The organism is Streptomyces coryli (assembly GCF_011044975.1).
GTDB lineage: Bacteria > Actinomycetota > Actinomycetes > Streptomycetales > Streptomycetaceae > Streptomyces > Streptomyces coryli.
Genome location: NZ_JAAKZV010000314.1, coordinates 1 through 7986 on the forward strand (window position 1 = coordinate 1; position 7986 = coordinate 7986).

Sequence of the window (7986 nt, forward strand, 5' to 3'; positions counted from 1 at the left end):
CGCCCGCCCGCCCGTTGCTGTCGCTCGGGCGGGCGGCCGCCTTCCGAATTACGGAGACGTCATGACCAGCGGTACGGAGCCGTGGCTCGTTGTCGGGCTTGGCAACCCCGGCCCGGGCTATGCCGGGAATCGGCACAACGTCGGCTTCATGGTCGCCGACCTGCTCGCGGACCGGATCGGTGGGCGGTTCAAGACACACAAGTCGCGCGCGATGGTCGTCGAGGGGCGCCTCGGGATGCCCGGCGGGGCCATGGCCCGCGTCGTGCTCGCCAAGCCCATGTCGTACATGAATCTCTCCGGCGGGCCGGTCTCCGCCCTCGCCGGGTTCTACAAGGTGCCGCTCGAGCGGATCGTCGTCGTGCATGACGAGCTGGATCTCGATTACGGCGTGCTGCGGCTGAAGACCGGCGGCGGGGACAACGGGCACAACGGGCTCAAGTCCCTCTCCAAGTCGCTGGGGCGGGAGTATCCGCGGGTGCGGTTCGGGATCGGGCGGCCGCCGGGGCGGATGGAGGTGGCGGACTACGTCCTGAAGGACTTCTCCGCCGCCGAGCGCAAGGAGCTCGACTACTTCGTCGACCGGGCGGCGGACGCCACGGAGGCGCTCGTGCTGGAGGGCCTGGAACGGGCCCAGAACACGTACAACTCCTGAGCTGTCACGCAACTGTGACACCCGTGTATTGACTCGTCACCGGGGTTGGCAGGAACCTTTAGCGCCCCCCACATACCTTCCGAAGCCCCTGCCACAAGCGAGTTGGTATGCCCATGCGCACCCCTCTTTCCGCGAGACCGGTGACGGTCGCCGCCCTGGCGGCATCGTCCCTGCTGCTTGCCGCCCCCACCGCACTTGCCACGAACGGTCACGGAAACGGCAAAGGTGACCCCGCCGGCGACAACGGCACCGTAAAGATCCACGACGCGAAGACGGGCGAGGAGCTCCGTAAGAACGAGCCCCACGTCTGCGAGTTCTACCTCGACGCCTTCGGCTTCGACAGCGGCCAGGAAATCAGCTGGCAGATAGTCCAGATGCCGCCGACCGGCACCAAGGGCGAGCAGGCCAAGGCCGGTTCGATGTCGCTGGACGGCGACGGGCATGGCCGCAGCGCCGAACTGTCGCTGCCGGACGGCCACTACAAGCTGATCTGGAACTTCAACGGCGAGAACGGCGAGGCCAAGCACAAGGTCTTCTGGACCGACTGCGAGTCGGACGAGGAGCAGCCGCCCGGCAAGCCCTCGAAGCCCGGCAAGCCGTCCGAGAAGCCCTCGGACAAGCCGACCGTCAAGCCGACGTCGTCGTCCCCCAACGCCCCCGGCGCGAAGGGCGGCAAGGACGACGAGGGCGGCCTCGCGGAGACCGGCGCCCAGGTCGGCGGCCTGGCCGCGGGCGCGGCAGCGCTCCTCGGCGCGGGCACGTACCTGGTGATGCGCCGCAAGAACGCGGGCAAGCACAGCTGACCCACGACGAAGGGGCTCCTGCACACGGCAGGAGCCCCTTCGTCATGTCAGCCGGGCGTCAGCCCGTGTTGCGCAGGCCCGCGGCGACGCCGTTGACCGTCAGCAGGAGCGCGCGGCTCAGGACCGGGTCCGAGGTTTCGCCCGCGGCAGCGGCATCTCGCTGGCGCTTCAGCAGCGTGACCTGGAGGTACGAGATCGGGTCCAGGTAGGCGTCGCGGATCCGGAAGGTCTGCTGGAGCACCGGGTTCGCCTCCAGCAGGCCGCTCTCGCCGGTGATCCGCAGGACCTCCTCGACCGTCAGCGCGTGCTCGGCCTTGATGACGTCGAAGACGTGCTTCAGCTCGTCGGGGACCAGCGTGTCCACGTAGTGGCGGGCGATCCGCAGGTCCGTCTTCGCCAGCGTCATCTCGACGTTGGCGAGGAAGTTGCGGAAGAAGTGCCAGTGCTCGTACGCCTCGTCCAGGACCGGCGCGAGACCGGCCTCCCGGGCCGCCTTCAGGCCCGAGCCGACGCCGAACCAGCCGGGCACGATCTGCCGCGACTGCGTCCAGCCGAAGACCCACGGGATGGCGCGGAGGCCGTCAAGACCGGCACCCGAATCCGGGCGCCGCGAGGGCCGCGAGCCGAGGTGCAGGTCGGCGAGCTGGTCCACCGGCGTCGAGGCGAAGAAGTACGCCGGCAGGTCCGGGTTCTCCACCAGCGTCCGGTACGCGGCGTGCGCGGCGTCGGACACCGTGTCCATCGCGCCGTCCCAGCGAGCCAGCGCCTCGTCGGACTGGCGCGGGGAGGTGTGCAGCGCGGAGGCCTGCAGCGTGGCGGCGACGGTCAGTTCGAGGTTCTCCCGGGCCAGCGAAGGGACCAGGTACTTGTCGGAGATGACCTCGCCCTGCTCGGTCACCTTGATCTCGCCCTCGAGGGTGCCCCACGGCTGCGCGAGGATCGCGTCGTGCGTCGGCCCGCCACCGCGGCCGACGGTGCCGCCGCGGCCGTGGAAGAGCCGCAGCCGCACGCCGTGCCGGTGCGCGACATCGCGCAGCCGCCGCTGGGCGCGGTGGATCTCCCACTGCGAGGTGGTGATGCCGCCGAACTTCGACGAGTCCGAGTACCCGAGCATGACCTCCTGCAGATCACCGCGGAGGGCCACCAGGCGCCGGTACGACGGGTCGGACAGCATCGCGTCGAGCAGCTCGTCCGCGATCTTCAGCTCGTCGGTGGTCTCCAGCAGCGGGACGATGCCGATCTTCGCCCAGCCGGCGTGCAGGTCGATGAGGCCGGCTTCCCGGGCCAGTACGGCCGCGGCGAAGACGTCGTCGGCGCCCTGGCACATGGAGATGATGTACGACTCGATGACCTCGGGCCCGAAGGTCTCCAGCGCCTTCCTGACGGTCGTGAAGACGCCGAGCGTCTTCGCCCCCGCCTCGTCCAGCGGCGCGGGCGACGGGGCCAGCGGCCGCCGCGAGCGCAGCTCCTTGGCGAGCAGCTGCTGGCGGTAGTCGCGCGGCATGTCGACGTAGCGCCAGGACTCCTCGCCGAGGCGGTCGAAGAGCTGGCCGAGCGCGTGGTGGTGGGCGTCGGCGTGCTCGCGTACGTCCATCGTGGCCAGGTGCAGGCCGAAGGCGGAGATCGTCCGGATCACCCGCTCCAGGCGGCCGTCCGCGACCAGGCCGCCGCGGTGCTCGCGCAGCGAGGTCTGGATCAGCTTCAGGTCGTCGATCAGCTCGCCGGTGCCGAGGTAGTCGCGGCCGACGGCGTGCGGGGTGCCCTCGGCGAGCCGCTCGCGGGTGTTGAGGAGCTTCTGCCGGATGCAGGTGGACTTCAGCCGGTACGGCTCCTCGGCGTTCAGCCGCTTGTAGCGCGGGCTGATCTCCGGCAGCAGCTCCAGGTCGCGCTGCAGCGACTCCAGCAGCTCGTCGGTGGCGCCGCAGTTCCTGATGGAGTTCGACAGCGCGCCGCGCAGCACGTCGATCTGCTCCAGGGCGTCGGTGATGCCGTGCTCGTGCTGGAGCAGCAGCACGTCCCAGGTGACGCCGGGGGTGACGTTGGGGTTGCCGTCGCGGTCGCCGCCGATCCAGGTGCCGAAGGTGAGCGCGCGGGTGCCGGCGGGCAGCGGGGCGCCGGCCCGGTCCAGCTCGGACGCCAGGTCCTCCAGGACGTCGCCGACGGCGCCGCGGCCGAGCTCGTCGAGGTAGTAGATGGCGTTACGGGCCTCGTCGGCCGGCTCCGGGCGGGCCACCCGCAGCTCGTCGGTCTGCCAGATCAGGTCGACGACCTCGGCGAGCCGGCGGTCGACGCGGCGCCGGTCCCCGTCGCCGCTGCGGCCGGTGCCGTCGAGCAGCTCGGCGACCTCGCGCAGCTTGGTCAGCACGCTGCGGCGGGCGGCCTCGGTGGGGTGGGCGGTGAAGACGGGCCGGACGCCGAGGTTGGCCGCGGTCTGCTTGAGGTGCTCGGGGTCGGCGTCCTTGAGCATGTCGGCCGTACGGGAGAGCAGGCCGCCCTCGGCGGCGCGCTTCTCGCGGAATTCGCGGCCGCGGTGCACCTGCTCGGTGACGTTCGCCAAGTGGAAGTAAGTGGAGAAGGCACGTACCAGCCGGGCCGCGGTCTCCAGGTCGGTCTGACGCAGCAGCGTGGCCGCGGCCTCGCCGTCGTCGCGAGTGAGATGACGCACACGTTCGACGAGCTCGAGGAGCTCCGGGCCCTCCTGGCGGACGAGCGTCTCGCCCAGGAGATCGCCCAGGCGGCGGATGTCGGCGCGCAGCTCGGCGTTGCTGACGGCAGCTCCAGAGATCGCAGCGGGCTCGGCGGCACCCGGGGTCTCCGGGGCGGCTGCCGGGCGCTGTGGCGTGTCGGCACTGGTCACAGGTGCGGCTCCTTGCGGGTTCTTGCCTGTCGGGCGTGCGGACCACGCTGTCCGGTGTCCCCAGAATAGGCGCGGCCGTCCAGGCGCAATCCCCTGCGTCCGGGGAATGGACAGCGCGCGCCCCGGGCACGTAGTAGGCAGCCAGGGGCACTGGATTCATTCTGCGGGCCCGACCGGCCGCCGACCGCCCCTGGTCGGCTCTCGAATAGGCATGCCATACTTACGCAACCGTAGGTTACGGAACCGTAATGTGCGGTTACTCGCGCCAATATGCGCTTCTGTCCTGCCCCCGTCCCCAAGGGATGCCAATGCCCACAAGTCCCGATGTGATCGATGAGGCCCCGCGTACCGCCGGCTCCTCCGCATCAGAGCCGGCCGCGACGCTCGGCGGCGAGAGCAAGCGCTCCGTCGAACAGATCGCCCTCCTGGCCTTCATCGTCGTGCCGTTCATCGCCCTCGTCGCCGCCGTGCCGCTGTCCTGGGGCTGGGGGGTGAGCTGGCTCGACCTCGGCCTGATGGTCTTCATGTACTTCCTGGGTCTGCACGGCATCACCATCGGTTTCCACCGCTACTTCACGCACGGCTCCTTCAAGGCCAAGCGCCCGCTGCGGATCGTGCTGGCGATCATGGGCTCGATGGCGGTGGAGGGTCCCCTGGTCCGCTGGGTGGCCGATCACCGCAAGCACCACAAGTTCTCGGATGCCGAGGGTGACCCGCACTCGCCCTGGCGCTATGGCGACACCGTTCCGGCCCTGATGAAGGGCCTGTGGTGGGCGCACATCGGCTGGATGTTCGACGAGGAGCAGACCTCGCAGGCGAAGTACGCGCCTGACCTGATCAAGGACAAGGCGATCCGCAACATCTCGCGCCAGTTCGTGATGTGGACGATCGTTTCGCTGGCCTTCCCGGCCGTCGTCGGCGGCCTGGTGACGATGTCGTGGCAGGGCGCCGTGTCGGCGTTCTTCTGGGCGTCGCTGGTCCGGGTGGCGCTGCTGCACCACGTGACCTGGTCGATCAACTCCATCTGCCACGCGGTCGGCAAGCGCCCGTTCAAGTCCCGCGACCGCTCGGGCAACGTCTGGTGGCTGGCGATCCTGTCCGGCGGCGAGTCCTGGCACAACCTGCACCACTCCGACCCGACCTCGGCTCGGCACGGCGTGATGAAGGGCCAGCTGGACTCCTCGGCCCGGCTGATCCGCTGGTTCGAGAAGCTCGGCTGGGCGTACGACGTGCGCTGGCCGTCCGAGGCCCGGCTCGCCTCGAAGCGGGCGGACCAGCCCGCGGCCGAGCCTGCCCGCGAAAAGGCGGGTGCCGCGGACGCGGCATGATGGCCTGGTGGCGAGCGACAGAGCAGAGAGCGCATCAGCTTCCGTTAGTTCCGCCGGTGCCGCCGGCTCCGCGGGGAAGTCCTCCCGCCGGAGCCGGCGGGTCCGGATGTCCGGCAAGGAACGCCGGGAGCAACTGGTAACAGTCGGGCGCACGCTCTTCGCCGAGCGGGGGTTCGAGGGCACGTCGGTGGAGGAGGTCGCGGCCAAGGCCGGGGTCTCCAAGCCGGTGGTGTACGAGCACTTCGGGGGCAAAGAGGGCTTGTACGCGGTGGTCGTCGACCGCGAGATGCGCACGCTCCTCGACTCGGTGACGGGGGCGCTCACCGCGGGTCATCCCCGGGAGCTGCTGGAACAGGCCGCCTTCGCGCTCCTCGACTACGTTGAGCACGACTCGGACGGCTTCCGCATCCTCGTACGCGACTCCCCCGTGGCCCAGTCGCACGGCTCCTTCGCCTCACTGATCAGCGACATCGCGCGCCAGGTCGAGGACATCCTCGGCCTGGAGTTCAAGTCCCGCGGCTTCGACGCGAAACTGGCGCCGCTGTACGCGCAGGCACTGGTGGGAATGGTCGCGCTGACCGGCCAGTGGTGGCTGGACGCCCGTAAGCCGAAGAAGGCCGAGGTGGCCTCCCACCTGGTGAACCTGGCCTGGAACGGCCTGTCGGGGCTGGAGGCCAAGCCGCGCCTGGTGGGCCACCGGAAGGCGTGATCCGCGCCATACGGCCGGCCCCGCCCGTCTGCGAGCATGCCCCGCATGGCTACGGGGGACGAGCACGCACGGCTGTGGACCGCGGCGGGCAGCTCCCAGGTGGAGTTGCTGGCCGCGCGGTTCCAGCGGTTCGCCTTCGACCGGCACAGCCATGAGCAGCTCTCCGTCGGCGTCATCGAACAGGGCGCCGAGGGGCTGCACATGGCGGGCGGCCAGGTCGTCATCCCGGCCGGGCAGCTGGTGATCATCAACCCGGGGCAGGTGCACACGGGGTTCGCCGCCGACGGGTCCGGGTGGCGTTACCGGATGTTCTACTTCGACGCCGACCTGGTCGACGAGCTGGCGCGCGAGCAGTTGGGCGCCGGCGGCGTCTGGTTCCCGGAGACGGCGGTACGGGACGCCGCGCTGTTTGCCCGGCTGCGGCGCGTACACGAGGCGCAGGAGCGCGCCGCGGACCCGCTCACCGCGGAGTCGCTGCTGCTCGAAGGGCTGGGCGCGGTGCTGGGGCGGCATGCCCGTACCGGCCCGAGGCAGGCCGCCGACGCCGCGCACGGCGCGCGCCGCGGTGCCGGTCTCGCCCGGCAGGTGCTGCACGACCGCTGGACCGAGCCGGTCACGGTCGCGGAACTCAGCGCCGCCGCGGGCATGCCGCGGGCCTCGCTCATCGCCGCGTTCCGGAAGGCGTACGGGCTGCCGCCGCACGCGTATCTGCTGCGGCTGCGCGCCAACCGGGCGCGGCGGCTGCTGCTGGCCGGGCAGCGCCCGGCCGAGGTGGCGGCGGCGACGGGCTTCGCGGATCAGGCGCATCTGACGCGCGTCTTCAAGCGGTACTTCGGGGTGACTCCCGGAGCGCTGCGGGCCTGAGCCCGCGACTTTCGTTCAAGACCGGCTGCCGGCCGCGCCGTGAGGGTGGGTCCCGGACGTATCCGTATCCGGGACGAAAGGCGGCAGAGCGATGGTGTGGGCGATGGCGGTGTCACCGCTCGTGATGGTGCTGGGGATGATCACGGGATTGCGGCGCCCGGCGCACTGGGCGGCGGCCGCGGGGGTGGCCGCGGCCGTGGCGCTGATCTGGTGGCTGCCGGACTTCGCCCTGCCGGGCAACGCGCTGGCGGCGGGCGCCGGGGGCGCCGGACTGCTGGTGCTGAACGCGGCCGCGGTGATGCTGCCCGGCGTCTATCTGAGCCAGGTGCTCACGCGCCACGAGGTGCACCGATCGCTGCAGGAGTGGGTACGCGGGCTGCCGCTGCCCGGGCCGGCGAAGATCGCCCTGGTGGTGGCGGGCATCGCACCCACGGTCGAGTCGCTCACCGGCTTCGGGGTATCGCTGCTGGTCACCGTACCGGTGCTGCTGGCACTCGCACCCCCGGCGACCGCGCTGCGCCAGGCCATGCTCGGCATGAACATCATGCCGTGGGGCACCCTCGGCCTCGCCACCGTCATCGGCGCCGGCCTCACGGGGGTGGGGACGGGGGAGCTGGGCATGGCTACGGCGGTCACCAGCGCGATGGTCTTTCCGGTGCTGACGGTGTGGGCGGCGCTGCTGGCGCGGCCGCGGCGGTGGGTGCGTACGGCTGTTGTGGCGGCGGGCGCGGGTGGGGTGTTGTCGGTGGGGCTGCTGGTCCTGGGCCTGGGAG

7 protein-coding genes are annotated in these 7986 nt (G+C 71.1%); 6 read left to right on the forward strand and 1 reads right to left on the reverse strand.

What is annotated here, in order from left to right; translation table 11 throughout:
• The first annotated feature begins 61 nt into the window (after positions 1-61).
• Both pth and G5C51_RS37610 read left to right on the forward strand, forming a co-directional pair.
• Complete coding sequence (gene pth, locus G5C51_RS37605; RefSeq protein ID WP_165244658.1) at positions 62-652, forward strand: aminoacyl-tRNA hydrolase; 591 nt, start codon at positions 62-64, stop codon at positions 650-652.
• 113 nt (positions 653-765) lie between these two features.
• A complete protein-coding gene (locus G5C51_RS37610) occupies positions 766-1455 on the forward strand; it encodes a hypothetical protein (protein ID WP_165244660.1) in 690 nt (229 codons plus the stop codon).
• 58 nt (positions 1456-1513) lie between these two features.
• Here G5C51_RS37610 and ppc read toward each other — a convergent pair whose 3' ends face one another.
• Positions 1514-4312 (reverse strand): phosphoenolpyruvate carboxylase, encoded by a 2799-nt coding sequence (ppc, locus tag G5C51_RS37615; RefSeq protein ID WP_165244661.1) that lies wholly within the window; start codon positions 4310-4312, stop codon positions 1514-1516.
• Between the two features lie 308 nt (positions 4313-4620).
• Here ppc and G5C51_RS37620 point away from each other — a divergent pair, with 308 nt between their 5' ends.
• From G5C51_RS37620 to G5C51_RS37635, 4 genes are all read left to right on the forward strand, one after another.
• Positions 4621-5640: an acyl-CoA desaturase gene (locus G5C51_RS37620; protein WP_165244662.1), complete on the forward strand. Its 1020-nt coding sequence runs from the start codon at positions 4621-4623 to the stop codon at positions 5638-5640.
• A 106-nt stretch (positions 5641-5746) separates the two neighbouring features.
• Positions 5747-6349, forward strand: coding sequence for a TetR/AcrR family transcriptional regulator (locus G5C51_RS37625; protein WP_165244663.1), 603 nt, complete (start codon positions 5747-5749; stop codon positions 6347-6349).
• Positions 6350-6394: 45 nt separating this feature from the next.
• A complete protein-coding gene (locus tag G5C51_RS37630) occupies positions 6395-7213 on the forward strand; it encodes an AraC family transcriptional regulator (protein WP_165244664.1) in 819 nt (272 codons plus the stop codon).
• A 103-nt stretch (positions 7214-7316) separates the two neighbouring features.
• Positions 7317-7986 (forward strand): L-lactate permease (locus tag G5C51_RS37635; protein ID WP_206314744.1); only part of this gene is annotated, 670 nt, incomplete at its 3' end.

Bases quoted from the DNA above. Each gene is read 5' to 3' on its own strand.
- G5C51_RS37625 (WP_165244663.1), top strand. From the start codon at position 5,747: ATGTCCGGCAAGGAACGCCGGGAGCAACTGGTAACAGTCGGGCGCACG.
- G5C51_RS37630 (WP_165244664.1), top strand. From the start codon at position 6,395: ATGGCTACGGGGGACGAGCACGCACGGCTGTGGACCGCGGCGGGCAGC.
- G5C51_RS37610 (WP_165244660.1), top strand. From the start codon at position 766: ATGCGCACCCCTCTTTCCGCGAGACCGGTGACGGTCGCCGCCCTGGCG.
- pth (WP_165244658.1), top strand. From the start codon at position 62: ATGACCAGCGGTACGGAGCCGTGGCTCGTTGTCGGGCTTGGCAACCCC.
- G5C51_RS37620 (WP_165244662.1), top strand. From the start codon at position 4,621: ATGCCCACAAGTCCCGATGTGATCGATGAGGCCCCGCGTACCGCCGGC.